14 protein-coding genes are annotated in these 15,189 nt (G+C 41.2%); 2 read left to right on the forward strand and 12 right to left on the reverse strand.

The window, feature by feature from the left end:
- Positions 1–65: 65 nt before the first annotated feature.
- The 6 genes from aguB to HWX15_RS01260 are packed head-to-tail and all read right to left on the reverse strand — an operon-like array spanning position 66 to position 6,737.
- The gene (gene aguB, locus HWX15_RS01235) at positions 66–941 is read right to left on the reverse strand and encodes an N-carbamoylputrescine amidase (RefSeq protein WP_175880026.1); all 876 of its coding nucleotides are present in this window, start codon (positions 939–941) and stop codon (positions 66–68) included.
- Positions 942–950: 9 nt separating this feature from the next.
- Entirely contained in the window at positions 951–2,036 is a 1,086-nt protein-coding gene (gene aguA / locus HWX15_RS01240; RefSeq protein ID WP_175880027.1) for an agmatine deiminase, read from the reverse strand.
- Positions 2,033–3,160 (reverse strand): carboxynorspermidine decarboxylase, encoded by a 1,128-nt coding sequence (gene nspC, locus HWX15_RS01245; protein ID WP_175880028.1) that lies wholly within the window; start codon positions 3,158–3,160, stop codon positions 2,033–2,035. Before nspC ends, aguA begins: the two co-directional genes overlap by 4 nt.
- Positions 3,160–4,419, reverse strand: a complete 1,260-nt coding sequence (locus tag HWX15_RS01250) for a saccharopine dehydrogenase family protein (protein WP_175880029.1) — start codon at positions 4,417–4,419, stop codon at positions 3,160–3,162. The genes nspC and HWX15_RS01250 overlap by 1 nt, the downstream gene beginning before the upstream one ends.
- Complete coding sequence (gene speE / locus HWX15_RS01255; protein ID WP_000366713.1) at positions 4,416–5,276, reverse strand: polyamine aminopropyltransferase; 861 nt, start codon at positions 5,274–5,276, stop codon at positions 4,416–4,418. The genes HWX15_RS01250 and speE overlap by 4 nt, the downstream gene beginning before the upstream one ends.
- Positions 5,277–6,737: an aminotransferase class I/II-fold pyridoxal phosphate-dependent enzyme gene (locus tag HWX15_RS01260; RefSeq protein ID WP_175880030.1), complete on the reverse strand. Its 1,461-nt coding sequence runs from the start codon at positions 6,735–6,737 to the stop codon at positions 5,277–5,279.
- A 697-nt stretch (positions 6,738–7,434) separates the two neighbouring features.
- Between HWX15_RS01260 and HWX15_RS01265 the strand changes: the two genes are divergently transcribed.
- Complete coding sequence (locus HWX15_RS01265; protein WP_173251751.1) at positions 7,435–8,130, forward strand: VIT1/CCC1 transporter family protein; 696 nt, start codon at positions 7,435–7,437, stop codon at positions 8,128–8,130.
- 28 nt (positions 8,131–8,158) lie between these two features.
- Here the strand turns inward: HWX15_RS01265 and HWX15_RS09805 are convergent, their stop codons facing one another.
- From HWX15_RS09805 to HWX15_RS01280, 3 genes are read right to left on the reverse strand one after another with little or no spacing between them, the layout of a single operon-like run.
- Positions 8,159–8,362: a hypothetical protein gene (locus HWX15_RS09805; RefSeq protein ID WP_254867324.1), complete on the reverse strand. Its 204-nt coding sequence runs from the start codon at positions 8,360–8,362 to the stop codon at positions 8,159–8,161.
- A 51-nt stretch (positions 8,363–8,413) separates the two neighbouring features.
- Entirely contained in the window at positions 8,414–10,402 is a 1,989-nt protein-coding gene (locus HWX15_RS01275) for an ABC transporter permease (protein WP_175880031.1), read from the reverse strand.
- A gap of 1 nt (position 10,403) precedes the next feature.
- Positions 10,404–11,162: an ABC transporter ATP-binding protein gene (locus HWX15_RS01280; RefSeq protein WP_000173358.1), complete on the reverse strand. Its 759-nt coding sequence runs from the start codon at positions 11,160–11,162 to the stop codon at positions 10,404–10,406.
- Between the two features lie 427 nt (positions 11,163–11,589).
- Between HWX15_RS01280 and HWX15_RS01285 the strand changes: the two genes are divergently transcribed.
- The gene (locus tag HWX15_RS01285) at positions 11,590–11,787 is read left to right on the forward strand and encodes a hypothetical protein (RefSeq protein WP_175880032.1); all 198 of its coding nucleotides are present in this window, start codon (positions 11,590–11,592) and stop codon (positions 11,785–11,787) included.
- 138 nt (positions 11,788–11,925) lie between these two features.
- Here HWX15_RS01285 and HWX15_RS01290 read toward each other — a convergent pair whose 3' ends face one another.
- Genes HWX15_RS01290 through HWX15_RS01300 form a run of 3 tightly spaced genes read right to left on the reverse strand, consistent with a single transcriptional unit; the run spans position 11,926 to position 14,822 of the window.
- Positions 11,926–12,198, reverse strand: coding sequence for a PspC domain-containing protein (locus HWX15_RS01290; RefSeq protein WP_175880033.1), 273 nt, complete (start codon positions 12,196–12,198; stop codon positions 11,926–11,928).
- A gap of 58 nt (positions 12,199–12,256) precedes the next feature.
- The gene (locus tag HWX15_RS01295) at positions 12,257–12,706 is read right to left on the reverse strand and encodes a SprT family protein (protein WP_175880197.1); all 450 of its coding nucleotides are present in this window, start codon (positions 12,704–12,706) and stop codon (positions 12,257–12,259) included.
- Positions 12,693–14,822, reverse strand: a complete 2,130-nt coding sequence (locus HWX15_RS01300; RefSeq protein WP_175880034.1) for a Tex family protein — start codon at positions 14,820–14,822, stop codon at positions 12,693–12,695. The genes HWX15_RS01295 and HWX15_RS01300 overlap by 14 nt, the downstream gene beginning before the upstream one ends.
- Positions 14,823–15,189 lie beyond the last annotated feature (367 nt).

Raw genomic sequence — 15,189 nt, forward strand, 5'->3', positions numbered from 1 at the left:
ATAGTATCCTTATAGTTGCTAATAAGAAGTTAGTCTAGCAGAATGAATTTCTCATTTTTTCCCTACTAGTCCGTAATGCGTTGATACATTTCGGGTCTTCTATCTCGAAACAAGCCCCAGTTTAGGCGTTCGCTTGCTCCCTTGTCTAGGTCATAAGTAGTTAACAGAACAGCTTCGCCTTGTCTTTCAGCTAGCTCTAGAATAGCTCCTGTTTCATCCGTCATAAAGGATGAACCGTAGAAGTCAAGACTGGAACTCTGTCCACCATTTTCCTCACTTGGAGTGACTTCCTCTAACCCATAACGATTGGCTGCGATAACTGGAACAATATTTGCTGCTGCGTGTCCTTGCATGGTACGTTGCCAATGACCACAACTATCCGTATCTAAAATTGGCTCTGAACCGATGGCTGTAGGATAAAAGAGCAATTCAGCACCATTTAACGCAAGACAGCGCGCTGTTTCAGGGAACCATTGATCCCAACAGATACCGATCCCAATCTTGGCATAGCGAGTATCCCAGACCTTGAAACCAGTGTTGCCAGGCGTAAAATAAAACTTTTCTTGATAATAATGATCATCTGGTATATGGGTTTTCCGATAAACGCCCAGCACTTCCCCATCAGCATCAATAACGGCAATAGAGTTATACAAGACATTGCCATCTTTTTCATAGAAACTGATTGGTAAAACGACCTTTAGCTCCTTGGCAATGGTTTTAAAATGTTGAATAGCTGTATTGTCTGTCACCGACTGGGCATGCTGGTAGTAGTCATACTGGCGTTCCTGACAGAAATAGGGACGTTCAAACAACTCGGGTAAAAGAATAATTTGTGCACCTTGTTCTGCAGCCTGACGTACTAAACGCTCTGCGGTTTGGATATTTGTTGCGACATCCTTAGCGCATTGCATCTGAATGGCTGCAACTTTTACATTTCTCATCTTTTTCTCCTATTTTGGGATTTGTTGGGTGATACAGTGGATATTTCCACCACCTAAGAGAATATCTCTGGCTGGAATTCCGACAACTTTACGGTCTGGAAAACACTTACTGAGGATATCTAAGGCTACTTGATCGTTTATATCATCAAACTGTGGAACCAAGACAGCCTTGTTGGCGATATAAAAGTTTACGTAGGAAGCTGCTAGTCGTTCACCTGCGTATCGCTCTTCTTCTCCTTCTTCATAGATGTAGCCTGGCAAATCCTCTTCTGTCACAACTTGACGAACTGCAGGGATAGGCAATTTATGAATGATAAACTTACGTCCTTTTGCATCTGTCTCTTGCTCTAAGAGTTCGAGATCTGCTTTTGACATGGCATATTGAGGATCACTTTCGTCGTCCGTCCAAGCCAAGACAAGCTCTGCAGGACCAACAAAGGCAGAAACATTGTCAACGTGTTCATTGGTTTCATCTTGATAAATACCATAAGGAAGCCAAATAACTTTTTCAGCTCCAAGGCTCTCTAATAAGGTATTCTCAATTTCCTCTTTACTTAGATGAGGATTGCGACCGGGACTAAGCAAGCAACTTTCAGTCACGAGAATGGTTCCTTGACCATCGCTATGAATGGCTCCGCCTTCTAGGACAAAAGGTTTGGCATCATAAACAGGCATTTCCAAGGCCTCAGCAAAACGACTGGCTACTTGGTCATCGGCTTCGTAGTCTTGGTAGAGACCATCAACAGCACCACCCCAAGCATTGAAAGACCAGTCTACTGCCAACTTTTCCCTTTTATCATTGAGGAGAATGGTCGGTCCTGTATCTCTAGCCCAGGCATCATTGGTGGGAATGTCTAAATAAACAACGCTATCTCCAAGGTAGTCTTGGGCTTCAGCTAAGTAGTCTTGCTCTACCAAAAGATAAACTCTTTCCCCTTCTGCAATGGTTTTGATAATCTGGCTAAATGCTGCTTTAGCAGCTTTTCCTTGAAAAGGCCACGATCCTGGTCGAGTCGGCCATATCATGAGGGTACCATGATGGGGTTCGTACTCTGCTGGCATACGATAGCCTAATTTTTTTGGACTGTTCATCATGATAATCTCCCTTTAAAGTCTTGATATCCGAAAGCTTTGACCAAGCTGCAGTCTTCCTGTTCGTCCATGAGATAGAGACTTGGCAATCCAATACCATTAAAGGTATTATTTTTGACAAAAGAATAAATGGCCATGTCTTCAAAATAAAGTCTATCACCGATTTGAACTGGATTTTCAAAGCTATAATCACCAATCACATCGCCCGTCAGACAAGTATTGGAAGAAAGCCTGTAGGTATGGTCTTTTTCCTGTGCCTCAAAGCCATTTCTCAAAGGTGGACGATAGGGCATCTCAAGTACATCAGGCATATGGCAGGTCGCAGAGGCATCTAAAACCAAGATTTCCATACCGTTTTCTACAATATCCAATACTTCAGTTGCTAGATAACCAGCATTGAGCGCAATAGCTTCACCAGGCTCGATATAGATTTCAAGATTGTAAGTTTCTCGGATACGCTTGATTTCTGAAATCAGCAAATCCACATCGTAACCTTCTCTTGTGATGTGGTGTCCGCCACCCATATTGAGCCATTTTACTTCATGTAAATAAGAACCAAACTGCGCTTCTACTGCTTTCAAAGTTGTTTCTAAATCATCTGCTCCCTGCTCGCAAAGGGTGTGAAAATGAAGACCATCCACCAAATCTAGTAAATCACTCGGAATCTTGTCTAGAGTGACTCCAAAGCGAGAACCAGGTGCGCAGGGGTCGTAGAGCGCGTGATCTCCTTGAGTTGAACATTGAGGATTGAGACGTAAACCTACACTGACACCAGCCTCCCGACAACGAGGCCCATGTTTACGCAATTGTCTCTCCGAGTTAAAGACGATATGGTCCGTTATCTCCAGCAATTCCTCCAAGTCCGCATCCTTGAAAGCTGGCGCAAATACATGGACTTCACCAGGAAATTCTTCCCTTGCTAATTTGGCCTCATAGAGTCCACTGGCTGTCGTACCTGATAAATACTGGCTAATCAAGGGATAGGTTTTGTAGAGGGAATAAGCCTTCTGGGCAAGCAAAACCTTGCAGCAAGCTTCTTCTTGTACATATTGTAAAATGCGACAGTTGGCTTCTAACTTTGCCAAGTCAATGACGTAAGCTGGTGTTGCTACTTGTTCTAACTTCATCAGTCCACCATTTGTGGATTTTCAACCACAACCCATGGCAAACCATACTCATGCAAAGCTTCCATAAATGGATCTGGATCTAACTCCTCAAGATTATACACTCCAGCTTGTTTCCAAGTACCGTTCATAACCAATTTTGTTCCAATCATGGCTGGAACGCCAGTCGTGTAAGAAATAGCTTGTGAACCAACTTCCGCGTAACATTCCTGATGGTCGCAAACATTGTAAATGTAGATGGTCTTTTCAACACCGTCTTTAACACCTGTAAAGATACATCCAATATTGGTTTTACCTACAGTACGTGGGCCAAGGCTGGCAGGATCTGGAAGTAAGGCTTTCAAGAATTGGATTGGAACGATTTCTTGACCGTTAAAGTTAATGGTATCCGTACGAAGGAGTCCAACATTTTCAAGACATTTCATGTGCGTCAAGTAAGATTGACCAAAAGTCATAAAGAAACGAATACGTTTGACACCTGGAATGTTCTTAGCCAATGATTCGATTTCTTCGTGGTGAAGGAGATACATGTCTTTTTGCCCAACCTGTGGGAAATCGTACTCACGCTTGATAAACATTGCTTCAACCTCAACCCATTTCCCATCTTCCCAGTAAGAACCTGGTGCAGAAACCTCGCGTAGATTGATTTCTGGGTTAAAGTTTGTCGCAAATGGATAACCGTGGTCACCACCATTACAGTCTAAAATGTCGATATAATGGATTTCATCAAAATAGTGTTTGAGGGCATAGGCTGAAAAGACACTAGTCACACCTGGGTCAAAACCAGAACCAAGAAGAGCAGTCAAGCCTGCTTCTTTGAATTTCTCTTGATAAGCCCACTGCCATGAGTAGTCAAAGTAGGCTGTAAATCCAAGTTCCTTACAACGTTTCTCATAAATAGCACGCCATTCAGGGTCTTCTGTATCCTCGGCTTCGTAGTTGGCCGTATCGATATAGTGAACTCCAGTCGCCAAACAAGCATCCATGATGGTTAAATCTTGATAAGGCAGAGCTACGTTCAAAACAGCTTCTGGCTTGTAGCTTTCAATCAGGGCAATCACTTCTTCAACCTTATCAGCATCAAGGGCAGCTGTCTCAATCTTTGTACTTGTTTTGCCTTCCAATTTAGCTTTCAAGTCATCACATTTTGACTTGGTACGGCTAGCAATCATAATTTCTTTAAAAGTTTCGCTATCTTGACAAATCTTTGAAATAGCAACTTGGGCAACGCCCCCACATCCAATAACTAATAAACGACTCATTTTTTTCCTTCCTCTTCTTCTAAAATGTCCTCAACATACTTGGGCAACATAAAGGCCCCTACATGTAAGTTTGCAGTGTAGTATTCAGTGAAAAGCTGGCGTTTTTTCCAGCCTTCCTTGTCAAAATCTTTGACAGGGTGGTATTTTTTCGATGCAAATCCAAACAACCAATAGCCAGCTGGGCTAGTTGGGATATGGGCCTGATAGACCCGACTGATTGGAAAGGCTTGATTGACCTTGCGGTGCATGCTACGACAAGCTGACTCATCTTCGTCAAAGAAGGGACTTCCATGCTGGTAAATCATGATACCGTCTTCTTTCAAGGCTCTATAACTGTTACCGTAAAATTCCTTGGTAAAGAGCCCTTCTGTATGTCCAAAGGGATCTGTCGCATCGTTGATAATAATATCATAGTCATCTTCGCAGTTTCGCAAAAAGCGTAGTCCATTTTGGTAGTAAATGGTAACACGAGGATCATCTAGCCCTGCGGCAAAATCTGGGAAATACTCACGACAAACCTCAACTAGCATCTCATCCGGTTCCACAATATCGATTTGTTCCAATTCTGGATAGAGTGTTAATACTTGGGCAACACCACCGTCGCCACCCCCAATAACCAAGACTTTCTTGGGATTTGGGTGGACAGCCATGGGAACATGAACGGTCATTTCATTGTAGACAAAATCATCCGCATCTGAAAATAAGACGTGCCCATTTAAAATCAGTATTTTCCCAAAAGCTGGGGTATCCAATACTTCGATATCCTGCCATTCACTTTTACCAGCGTAGAGTTGCTTGGCTGTTCTCAGGGACAATTTCACATCTGGAGTATGAACTTCAGAAAACCATAAATCCATCTAGTTCTCCTTTCTCTTAATGACGTTGATGTGATTGACCTCAGGATCTTCTGTCCCTTGGAGAGAGCAACCACGTTCCTTGGCAAATTGGATATAGTCTACAATTTCACGTGTAATGCGTTCTCCAGGAGCCAAGATAGGAATACCTGGAGGATAGCACATGACAAATTCCCCACAGACCTGTCCAACAGATTCGTCTAAAGACAAACTTTTTCTCTCTGAATAGAAGGCTTCCTGAGGAGATAACACCAACTCGGGCTGGATATATTCTCCAGCTATCAAGTCCTTCCCATCTCGTGAATAGAGTCTCTTGATATCAGCCAAAGCACCGACCAAGCGCTCGATGTCTTGGATACGGTCACCAATCGAAATATAGGCCAAGATATTGCCAATATCACCAAACTCGATCTGAATGTCGTATTCATCACGTAGGAGGTCATAAACCTCGATACCTGTTAAGCCAATACCCTGAGTGTAAACTGACAACTTGGTTACATCAAAATCACAGACCGACACACCATCTATTAACTCTTTTGAGTAGGCATAGTAGCCACCAATGGCATTGATTTCACGACGAGCGTACTCGGATAGCTCAATGACCTTCTCAAACGACTCTTTACCACGAAGGGCTAGATTACGACGTGAAATATCCAAACTAGCCATCAGCAAATAAGAGGCAGATGTTGACTGGGTCAGATTGATTATCTGACGAACGTACTCAGGATTCATCTGCTCTCCGATTAAAAGAAGCGAACTTTGGGTCAAACTCCCACCAGACTTATGCATGGAGACTGCTGCCATATCAGCACCTGCATCCATAGCAGAAATTGGAAGTTTATCAGTGAAATGCAAATGCGCTCCGTGGGCTTCATCTACTAAAACCATCATGCCAGCTTCATGAGCCATTTCTGTCAACCCCTTTAGGTCTGAACAGATGCCGTAATAAGTAGGATTGTTAATCAAAATGGCCTTGGCATCTGGATGCTCCTTTATGGCCTGGGCTACTCGGTCATTTTCAAGACCTAAAGCGATACCAATCTTAGGATCTACACTCATCTCGATATAGATTGGAATGGCACCACATAGAACCAGCGCATTGATGGCAGATTTATGGACATTTCGTGGCAGAATAATCTTATCTCCAGCCTTGCAGGTTGACAGAATCATAGTCTGCACCGATGAAGTTGTTCCCCCAATCATGAGAAAAGCATGGGCTGCTCCAAAAGCATCTGCAGCCAGCTCCTCTGCATCTCGAATAATCGAAATGGGGTGGCCTAAATTATCCAAGGGTTTCATCGAATTGACATCAATGCCTACACATTTTTCTCCTAAGAGTTCGACAAGTTCTGGATTTCCTCGTCCACGCTTGTGACCTGGAACATCAAAGGGAACAATCCTTTTCTTGCGCAACTTCACCAAGGCCTCATAAATTGGGGCTTGGTTTTGATCTAACTCTTTCAAGACATACTCCTTTCAATATTTTTAGGACCTTATGAAAACTAAGGAACTAAAGGTTGACTCATGAAAAAAGAGCAGGATTTCACCTGCTCTGCAATCTTCCGACGTTTTTATGTTTGTTTCTGTTGAGTATGTCTGTTCCCGATGTTTCCTAACTCTCTAGTAGCAAATATTACGTACTTTATTGATCGTTTCACAAGATGACGTGTGCTTTCACCACACTAAAAATTTATGAATTAGGACAAACGTCCTAACATCAACTTATAAAAGTAGGCTTTTAACCCTATCAATAATGTGGTTTTTCAACCACGCTTCGGCATTCAACCCTGCCTGTCCGTAGGCATTTTTTACTCGGGTTTATATTTGCTAGAAAACATCATCTCATTTTCTAAGCTTTATTACTATATCATGTTTTTAAGAACTTGTAAAGCGTTTTACGAAAAAAATATAAAAAAGTTCGCAAAATATTTGGATTTTATTTGATTTAATACTCATTATTCTCTTGTAAACGATTATAAAGTGAACAAAATGTTTATCGTATTTAATTTAAAAATTCTATACTCTTTACCTTCGGTGTTTGATCTATCAGAGAAGATGTCGACATTTTTATATCATTAAAATCGTGCAACTTTTTTCAGATACTTTTAAAAGATTGATTTCCCTATATTTTTCCTTTATACTGGATAAAAAGGAGATTAGTATGTCAGAAACAAATCACGAAATTGATTCAAACTTTGCAGGGCGTTTAAATATCCTGCGTGCAGGTGTTCTTGGTGCCAACGATGGAATTATTTCCATTGCTGGTGTGGTTATTGGGGTTGCTAGTGCTACGAGCAATATCTGGATTATCTTTTTATCAGGTTTTGCGGCTATCTTAGCTGGTGCCTTTTCAATGGCTGGTGGAGAATATGTGTCCGTTTCAACTCAAAAAGATACTGAGGAAGCGGCCGTTGCGCGTGAGCAACTCTTGCTAGACCAAGATATAGAGTTAGCCAAAAAGTCCCTCTATGCTGCTTATATCCAAAATGATGAGTGTGAAACATCAGCCCAACTTCTCACCAACAAAGCCTTTTTAAATAATCCGCTCAAGGCTTTGGTAGAGGAAAAATATGGGATTGAGTATGAAGAATTTACCAATCCTTGGCATGCTGCTATCTCTAGCTTTATTTCTTTTTTCCTTGGTAGCTTACCACCAATGCTTTCAATTACCATTTTCCCAAGTGAATACCGCATCCCTGCTACTGTCCTTATCGTCGGTGTGGCCCTTCTTCTCACTGGTTACACTAGTGCCAAACTTGGAAAAGCCCCAACCAAAACAGCTATGATTCGAAACCTCACTATTGGTCTCTTGACTATGGGAGTTACCTTCTTGCTCGGACAACTTTTCAGCATTTAATACTCTTCGAAAATCTCTTCAAACCACGTCAGCTTCGCCTTGCCGTGTATATGTTACTGACTTCGTCAGTTCTATCCACAACCTCAAAACAGTGTTTTGAGCTGACTTCGTCAGTTCTATCTGCAACCTCAAAGCAGTGTTTTGAGCTGACTTCGTCAGTTCTATCTGCAACCTCAAAGCAGTGCTTTGAGCAACCTGCGGCTAGCTTCCTAGTTTGCTTTTTGATTTTCATTGAGTATAAAAGACAAGAAATACCTCGATTTTGAAGTCGAGGTATCTTTTTTTACATTTGCACAATCTTGCGATAACTTCTTGAAGTAATCATGAAAATCAGCACATAGGCGATGAGGAAGATAGCGCAGATAGACAAGGTCACAATCAACATCATAGTCGTATCCAGTACACCAATCACTTTTAAAATCAGACTAAGCATATGGTAGGCAAAGGCTAGATGTAGGAAGGCAAAAAGCAAAGGAAGGAAGAAAACAGTTAAAACCTGTTTGTTGATGGTTTGCTTGATTTGCTTTTGATCTAAACCGACTTTCTGCAAGATAATAAAGCGTTCACGGTCTTCGTAGCCTTCAGAAATTTGTTTGTAGTAGATGACAAGAACGGTTCCGACCATAAAGATAATGGATAGGAAAATACCGATAAAGAAGACACCACCAAAGAGGGCACTCATCTGAGAACTAGCATCTGATAAATTACTACCATAAACATAGCTACCTTCCGTGTTTAATTGAGCATTAAATTGATCGAGGTATTTATCATACTCGTCAGCGACCTTGAGTTGTTCTTCTTCACTGGCATTTACATTCATACCACCGTAAAACTGATTATAGATAGCCGAATCTGGGAATTGATCCAAAAAGGCTTGTAAATCAGGTACAACAAGATAATTGTAATCAGCAGTCAAAATATTAAACTGATTTGGGACATGGTTGACAATGAAATCTTTATTAAATTCTTCTTTGACAGAAAATTGATGATCATTCAGAATTAGAGTTTTCTGTTCTTTAACTCCCTCATTCTTGGCAAAGAGTCCGACCTCATTTCCTGATAGAGACAGTTTTTGACCAGTCATATTTTCATAATCTTTTTGGTCAAATACCATGAAAACTGTTGTGGGTTGGACACGATTTTGTCCTTTTTCAAAAAGGGTTAACTTATTTCCTTCTTGGTTCGCAACACCGAAGTAAGTGTAACGAAACACTTCTTTTTCTTTAATCTTATAACCTTTGTCACTTGCAAACTGGCTCAAGAGTTTGTCCAAGTCTTCTTTTTCAACATTTTGCCCTGAAACCCCAAAATCATGAGGATTTAGAACTTTTTTAAAGGATTCTGCGGAATTGAAAATGCTTGTCGCTGCTGACATGGTTACCAAAACCATTGTTGACAAAATAGCAATAGTTGCTAGTCCAACTGCATTTTTCTTCATACGGAAAATCAAGTTGGAAACAGATATGAGGTTATTAGGTTGGTAATAGTATTTCTTGTTTTTCTTTAAGATTTGAAGGAAAACGGTAATTCCTGCATTGAACAAAAGATAAGTACCAAAGATAACCAGTAAAACAGCTATGAAGAAGGTTGTTAAGGCTGTAAGAGGATCTTTTACCGTAAGGGCAAGATAATAGCCAATCCCTAAACTAATCGAACCAAGAATCGTTTGGAGAGGTAGGAAACGACCTTTTTTCTCTCCGCTTGCTTTCTCACGCGAGAGCTGGAGGGCATTCATACGGGCGATTCGAAGGGCATTCAGGAACATGAGGCCTAGGAAAATCAAACCAAAGACAAGAAGTACTGTAATGACAACTTTCATCTGGAAGGTAGCGACCAGCTCAACCTTCAATTTCATCAGTTTGAGCAAGAAAGCGAAAATTAACTTGTCAAACAAGGCTCCAATACCGATACCCGCTCCAACAGTTAGAATCCCAAATAGCACTAACTCCTTAAAGGTCATACTGATTAGATGACGCTTCTCCAAACCCAGCATGCCATAAATTCCTAGTTCCTTGGAACGATTTTTCATAACAAAACTATTGGCATAGAGGACGATAATGGCTGACGCAAGTGTGACGACAAACATACCAAATCCAAGTGTAGCCTGAATGGTTGTTCCTCCACGGATTTCCGCAATCTTGGGATTGAAGGTTAGAGAGTAAAAGAGATAGGTGACAGTGACTGCCAAGAGAACAGCTAGCGCAAAAGGATAGTAGAGTTTGCGGTTTTTAATCAAGTTTGATACCGCTAACTTATTGGTTAATCGAAACATACTAATTCACCTCGCTTGCCATGACAGTCAAGGTATCAGAAATTTCTTGGAACATCTGACGTTCTGTCTTCTCTCCACGGTAGATTTGGTTGTAAAGAATGCCGTCTTTGATAAAGAGCACACGTTTAGCTCTGCTGGCTGCTGCTGTGGAGTGGGTTACCATGAGAATAGTTTGGCCGCGCTCATTGATTTCATCAAAGACATCAAGTAAGGCTGCAGAGGACTTGGAATCAAGGGCTCCTGTTGGCTCATCCGCAAGGAGAATTTCAGGTTCTGTGATGATGGCGCGGGCTACTGCTACACGCTGTTTCTGCCCACCAGAAATCTCGTAAGGATACTTCTCTTGCAATTGGTTGATGCCTAGATTCTCAGCTGTCACCACCAATTTCTTCATCATCTCCGTAATGGGTCTTCTTGACAAGACAAGCGGAAGTAAGATATTGTCCTTAACAGACAGAGTATCTAGCAAGTTAAAGTCCTGGAATACAAAACCTAATTTTTCACGACGGAAACTAGAAGCCTGTGAATTTTTAATAGTTGCTGTGTCTGTTCCATTCAAGTAAACCTGTCCACGACTTGGTTTATCCAGCATAGCTAGGATATTGAGAAGAGTTGATTTACCCGAACCAGACTCACCCATGATGGCAACGTAGTCACCCTTTTCGACGGTAAAGTGAATATCCTTGAGGGCTTCTACTTGGTTGCCCTGAAAACGAGTTTTATAAATTTTTTGAACGTGTTTTACATCTAAAAGTGTCATGAGAATCTCCTTTCTTAATATCCCATCAAATGAAATGTTGCTTGCATCATAGCGCATCCCAGCTGAACGCACTCGATTTCTTTGTGGCTTGGTTTTCTTGTTTTCTTCTGTAAGGTTTGTTTCATGATGTTACTCCTTTGTTCTTTATGAGTCTAGTTTACATCAAAAAAAGACCGCTTGCCATAACCTAACCTTACAAAAGAGACTTTAATCTTACATTTTTGTAAGATTGGGGGAAATGTAAGCAAAATTACTTGGAAAATGATTTGATTTCCTATTTTTAAAATTGTAAAATATAAGTGTGAAAAGGCTTACTTTGGAAAGGAGGAAGCGGGAACTAACATTTGAGTAAGCTTACCTAGATAACATACCATTAAATTGAACACTTGTAAGTCGTTCTAAGTATCAGGAAAGAAGGTGCGCTTTAATGAAACACAAAGAACATATACTCATCGGACTTCTCTATCTCCTCTCTCCATTCATCGGTCAGCTCTTAGTTGAAAAGACATACTTTATCGGTACAAGAATTACAGCTACTGCTTATGCTATTTGCTGGCTATCAGTTGTTATCAGTATCCATTATTTATCAAAAAATGTATTGTCTCAGCATGAAAAATCAGATTAGAAAACCTGAGTTTAAAATAATATTTTTAGTTTGTAGAAGAAGCTGGGAAAATATTATTAAAAGTAAAAAAGCTTTAAATCAAGCAGTTTAGACTATTGATTTAAAGCTTTTTGCTTATTCTTAATCTTTTGTAGAACCTCACCAAAACCATCCTTCGTTATCGTCAATGGCTTGGGCTTCTTTGCGTTTTCGTGGGCCTGTTCCATACATTTCTGCTTCGATTTCTTCCTTGGTTGGCATGATAGAAGCTAGGATGATATAGATAATCACGCCAAGTCCAAAGTTTGCAACTGTGAAAATAGCAAACAAAAAACGAACAAGGGTAACGTCAAAGTTCCACTTATCTGACAGACCTGCAAGAACTCCTGAAATCATGCGATTTCGTTTCATTTTATAAAATTTACTGTTCATGATATTTCCTCTTTCTGCTAAGTTAGACATAGTATATCACGGGTAGGCTCGGCTTTCATCAGTCTTCAGGCTGATTTATCAGAAGCAATTTACCTCGACAAAGTCCACAGCGATAGCGTTTGGTATCAATCCTTCGCTTGCGATGATAACTTTGCTGGCAGGATTGGCAACGATAGAGCTTGATTGGCTTGGCGTTACTATTTGTCAAAGAGGGCACAAAGCGTAATCCATCCACTGCTTTCAACAGTTCCTTAAAATCCCGATCCTTGTGTTGATAGCCCTTCCCTTGAAAATAGAGGTGATAGTGACAGAGTTCATGGCGAACAATTTTCCTAAAAACGTCTAAACCCAGTTCTTTATAAACCTTAGGATTAAAATCCAAATGCCCATCTTTGGGGAAAAATCGCCCACCTGTCGAACGTAGACGAGAATTCCACTGAGCTTGATGGATAAAAGGTCTGCCGAAGTCTTTTAGTGAAACCTGCTTGACGTAATCAGTCAGTTTCATTTGGAGCGAGGAGCGACAGATTGACTTTTTCACGTTCAGTATCAATTTTCTTGACCCAAACGGTCACCAAATCACCAACTGACACCACTTGGCTAGGATGTTTGATAAATTTGCGACTCATATGGGAAATATGAATCAGACCGTCCTCGTGAATCCCAATATCAACGAAGGCACCGAAGTCAACGACATTACGCACCACACCTTCCAGCTTCTGACCAACCACTAAGTCTTTGATATCTAGGACATCTTGGCGAAGTACAGGTGCGTCAAAGGAATCACGGAAATCTCGACCTGGTTTGAGAAGGTCTGCAATGATATCTTTAAGAGTTTCTGGACCAAGGTCTAGCTCTTGCGCCATTTCCTTGACTGAAAGAGACTTGAGTTTACTTTGGGCTTCTTCATTCAAGTCCTTGATATCCAAGCGTTTGAAAAGTTCCTTAACGGCAGCATAGTTTTCTGGGTGAACTCCTGTATTATCAAGGATATTGCTACTTTCAGGGATACGGAGGAAACCAGCTGCCTGCTCAAAGGCCTTAGCTCCCAGACGAGGAACTTTCTTGATTTGGGCGCGCGAAGTAATTTTCCCTTCTTCCTCACGGTATTTGACAATATTTTCAGAGATAGTTTTATTGAGTCCAGCTACATGGGAAAGAAGAGCTGGGCTGGCTGTATTGACGTTGACACCAACTTGGTTTACCACTGTATCCACGACAAAGTCCAGACTTTCAGACAGTTTCTTCTGACTGACATCGTACTGGTACTGGCCGACACCAATTGATTTTGGATCGATTTTGACCAATTCCGCAAGGGGGTCCTGCAAACGACGGGCGATAGAAATTGCCGAACGCTTTTCAACGGTCAAGTCTGGAAACTCCTGACGAGCAAGTTCACTGGTAGAATAGACCGAAGCGCCACTTTCATTGACAATAACATAGCTGACTTCAGGGAAATCTTTAAGAACTTCCGCCACAAAGGCTTCACTTTCTCGACTGGCCGTCCCATTTCCGATAGCAATGATCTCTACACCGTATTGACCAATCAAATCTGCCAAATCTTTCTTGGCTTCTTCGATTTGACGAGCCGATGCTGGTTTGACAGGATAAATGACCTGAGTTGTCAGCATTTTTCCTGTTGCATCCACGACAGCTAGCTTGGCACCTGTACGAAAGGCAGGGTCAAATCCTAGAACCACGCGCCCTTTCAGCGGAGCAACTAAGAGCAGATTGCGCAGGTTGTCCGAAAAGAGTTGGATAGCTCCTTCTTCTGCTTTCTCAGTTAGTTCTGTCCGAATACGGCGCTCGATAGCAGGCAAAACTTTTTTCTTAACTGACTGCTGAACAACTTCATCTATATAGGCGTTTTTCACCTTGAAACGAGCAGCAAAGAAAGCTAGAATGCGGTCCGTCGCATGTTCAAAACCGACCTTCAAGACACCTAGCTTCTCCCCACGATTGAGGGCCAAAGTACGATAACCCTGCATATTTCCAACCGTCTCTGAAAAATCATAATAAATCTGAAAAACCTGCTTTTCATCAAGACTTTCATCCTTGACTTGAGAAGTGAGTTTAGAGTGTCTAAGCACCTCCTGATAAGTCATGGAACGCAAGGTCACATCTTCCGATAAGGCTTCAACCAAAATATCAACTGCACCAGACAATGCTTCCTTACCAGTCGCAAATCCTTCACAGACAAACTTTTCAGCCTCTTTCTCTAAGTCCGCTACATTCTGCAAAATCAAGCGAGCAAGAGGAAAGAGTCCCGCTTCACGGGCAATGGTTGCCTTGGTTCGACGCTTTTCCTTGTAAGGAAGATAGAGTTCTTCTACATCTGCTAGTTTTTCGGCAGCTAAGATAGCTTCTTCCAACTCCTTGGTCAGCTTGCCTTGCTCTTGAATCTTAGCCAAGACAGCTTCCTTACGGTCATTGAGGTTTGTCAGACTTTTATCCAAGTCAATAATGGCCTTAATCGCCACCTCATCCAGACTACCAGTCATGTCCTTGCGATAACGCGCGATAAAGGGAATAGTCGCCCCTTCAGCTGTCAAACTTAGAACAGTATCAATTTGCTTTAACGTCACTCCCAAATCCTGAGAGATTTTTTCATATTTTTTATCCATGAATCTATTATACCACAAGCTAATCTTATTCAAATTATCTCTTACAATTTTAAAACATAAGTTGGGAAATAAATTTACTTCATTTCAATATTCTATTCATTGAGAAGGTTGCAATTTAATTCTAATAGTTTACAAAAGAATCTATGAGTAATTTCATTTTTTTATTTTTGACAAAACGCTTTATAAAGCTATTTGTTGAAGTTAACGAATCAATTTTCAGTGCAAATAAAAAACCGTAAGTCTGAGCCTGCGGTGGGTGTAATCTATTTTGAAATTTTAAATAAAAAAGGAGCATTTAAGCCCCTCCTTTGAAATAACGGACACTTGGCTGGTCGGTGTACCCAGCATCTCAGATACCTTTTTCAAG

Source organism: Streptococcus thalassemiae (assembly GCF_903645285.1).
GTDB classification, from domain to species: domain Bacteria; phylum Bacillota; class Bacilli; order Lactobacillales; family Streptococcaceae; genus Streptococcus; species Streptococcus thalassemiae.

Excerpts from the sequence above, each read along its gene's own strand:
- HWX15_RS09805 (WP_254867324.1), bottom strand. The coding sequence starts at position 8,362 with ATGAAAATCAAAAAGCAAACTAGGAAGCTAGCCGCAGGTTGCTCAAAG.
- aguB (WP_175880026.1), bottom strand. The coding sequence starts at position 941 with ATGAGAAATGTAAAAGTTGCAGCCATTCAGATGCAATGCGCTAAGGAT.
- HWX15_RS01285 (WP_175880032.1), top strand. The coding sequence starts at position 11,590 with ATGAAACACAAAGAACATATACTCATCGGACTTCTCTATCTCCTCTCT.
- HWX15_RS01275 (WP_175880031.1), bottom strand. The coding sequence starts at position 10,402 with ATGTTTCGATTAACCAATAAGTTAGCGGTATCAAACTTGATTAAAAAC.
- aguA (WP_175880027.1), bottom strand. The coding sequence starts at position 2,036 with ATGATGAACAGTCCAAAAAAATTAGGCTATCGTATGCCAGCAGAGTAC.
- HWX15_RS01280 (WP_000173358.1), bottom strand. The coding sequence starts at position 11,162 with ATGACACTTTTAGATGTAAAACACGTTCAAAAAATTTATAAAACTCGT.
- HWX15_RS01295 (WP_175880197.1), bottom strand. The coding sequence starts at position 12,706 with ATGAAACTGACTGATTACGTCAAGCAGGTTTCACTAAAAGACTTCGGC.
- speE (WP_000366713.1), bottom strand. The coding sequence starts at position 5,276 with ATGGATTTATGGTTTTCTGAAGTTCATACTCCAGATGTGAAATTGTCC.
- HWX15_RS01265 (WP_173251751.1), top strand. The coding sequence starts at position 7,435 with ATGTCAGAAACAAATCACGAAATTGATTCAAACTTTGCAGGGCGTTTA.
- nspC (WP_175880028.1), bottom strand. The coding sequence starts at position 3,160 with ATGAAGTTAGAACAAGTAGCAACACCAGCTTACGTCATTGACTTGGCA.
- HWX15_RS01290 (WP_175880033.1), bottom strand. The coding sequence starts at position 12,198 with ATGAACAGTAAATTTTATAAAATGAAACGAAATCGCATGATTTCAGGA.
- HWX15_RS01300 (WP_175880034.1), bottom strand. The coding sequence starts at position 14,822 with ATGGATAAAAAATATGAAAAAATCTCTCAGGATTTGGGAGTGACGTTA.
- HWX15_RS01250 (WP_175880029.1), bottom strand. The coding sequence starts at position 4,419 with ATGAGTCGTTTATTAGTTATTGGATGTGGGGGCGTTGCCCAAGTTGCT.